Consider the following 2068-nt stretch of genomic DNA (forward strand, 5'->3'; position numbering starts at 1 on the left):
CAAGGACAGAATTGGAGATCGCCGTTTGTAATATCTGGAAAGAGGTCTTAGGCTTGGATAGGGTTGGAATAACGGATAATTTCTTCAGGATAGGAGGTAATTCGATATTGGCCATTCAGGTGTCGCATCGTATGAGTAAGGCACTGGACTGTTATATAAAGATAGCAGATATTTTTAAATACAAAACCGTATTGGACTTATTGGTTCACAGTAAAGGAAGTATTGATACCATAATCACTAAAGCATCAGAGGAAGAAAATGTTTTGTCTTTTTCCCAGGAGCGTTTGTGGTTTATCGAGCAGTATGAGCAGGGCACTAATGCTTACCATATGCCTTCTGTATTTGAACTTGAGCCTGCTACTGATATTTCAGGTATAAAGTATGCCCTTCAATGTATTGTATCGAGGCATGAGGTATTGAGAAGTACCATTGAGCAGAGGGAGGATCTTGGTTATGGTATCCAGGTTGTGCGTGATAGAGTATTGGTTATTGAGGATTCAGTTCTGGGGGTATCAGAAGATTATAAGTCTGTTATAAAAACAGATATTAATCGTCCCTTTGATTTAAGTCTGGAGTATCCTATCAGGGTTAAATTTTATATTATAGAATCAGAAACGGGACCAGAAAGAAGGTTTTTACTGATTAACCTGCATCATATAGCCAGTGATGGTTGGTCTATGGATATTTTTCAGAGAGAACTTCGAGCTTACTATGAGTTTTATATAAGTGGAGATAAGGCTTTTGTTTTGCCAGCTTTGGATATTCAATATAAAGATTATGCATTGTGGCAAAGAACTTATCTTACGGGAGAAGTTTTAGAGAATCAGTTGGCTTATTGGAAGTCTAAGTTATTGGGTTATGATCCATTGGAATTTCCGATTGATCATGTTCGACCATCGCAGATTGATTACAGGGGATCTCATCAGAGTTTTGTTTTAGACAAAGATTTGAGTGAACAATTAAGGTTGTTATCTCATCGCCTTGGAGTTACGCTTCATAGTGTGATGTTGAGCAGTATTAATATTTTGCTTAGTAAATATACAGGTCAGAATGATATTGTAACGGGTAGCCCTATTGCCAACAGGCATCACAGGCAGACGCAGGATCTTATTGGATTTTTTGTGAACACTCAGGTTAACAGGAGTATTTTGAGTAAGGGTCAGAGTTATGTCTCGTTGATTGATCAGGTCCATCAGGATCAGATAGAGGGTCAGTTGCATCAGGATTTGCCTTTTGAGAAGTTGGTTGAAGAATTGGGAGTTGAGCGTGATGCTTCCAGACATCCTGTTTTTCAGGTAATGTTTGTGGTACAGAGTTTAGGAAGAGATACAAAAGCCATAAATACGGGTAGAAGTTATCTTAAACCATTTTATTTTGAGGAATCTCATGAAGTGGAGAAATTTGATTTGTCGATTTTTATAGATGACAGTCATGACGAGCTTATAGGGCAGGTAAGTTATGCGATGAGTTTATTCAATAAAGCAACCATAGATAGTTTTATTGGTCATTATAAGCATTTGCTTGCCCAGTTAATTGCAGCCCCTGATAAGTCTTATGATGAAATCAGTTTATTGCAGCCTGATGAGTACAATCAAATTGTTTATAATTGGAATGCTACCGATAGGACTTATCCGAGTGACATGACTATTTATGAGTTATTCCAGGCACAAGCGGAAAAGACCCCTGATAATATTGCTTTGGTTTATGATGGTGATGAGTTGAGTTATGGCGAACTTAATGCCAGGAGTAATCAACTGGCTCGTCATATCCGCTTGGAGTATGAGAAAAGGACCCAAGGGGAACTTACAGGAGATAGCCTTATCGTGTTATGTCTTGAGAGAAGCCTTGAGATGGTCATTGGAATACTTGGAGTACTTAAGGCAGGAGGGGCTTATGTTCCAATTGACCCTGATTATCCACAGGACAGGATTGATTATATCTTGGAAGATACCAAAGCAGTGCTTGTTCTGAGCCAGAAGGATTTGTTGTTGAAAGAAGGTTTATCGCTGCCTGTGGATAAGGTTATTGCCATTGATCTTAGTGCATCTATATACGATGACGCAGATAC

General features: G+C 38.7%; 1 protein-coding gene. It reads left to right on the plus strand.

Translation table 11 applies throughout. The annotated features are described in order from the left end of the window. Positions 1 to 53 precede the first annotated feature (53 nt). The coding region (locus B0A64_RS24115; protein WP_244285485.1) for a non-ribosomal peptide synthetase at positions 54 to 2068 on the plus strand (2015 nt) is incomplete at its 3' end.

Origin of the sequence: Flavobacterium araucananum (assembly GCF_002222055.1) — a bacterium.
Lineage (GTDB): Bacteria > Bacteroidota > Bacteroidia > Flavobacteriales > Flavobacteriaceae > Flavobacterium > Flavobacterium araucananum.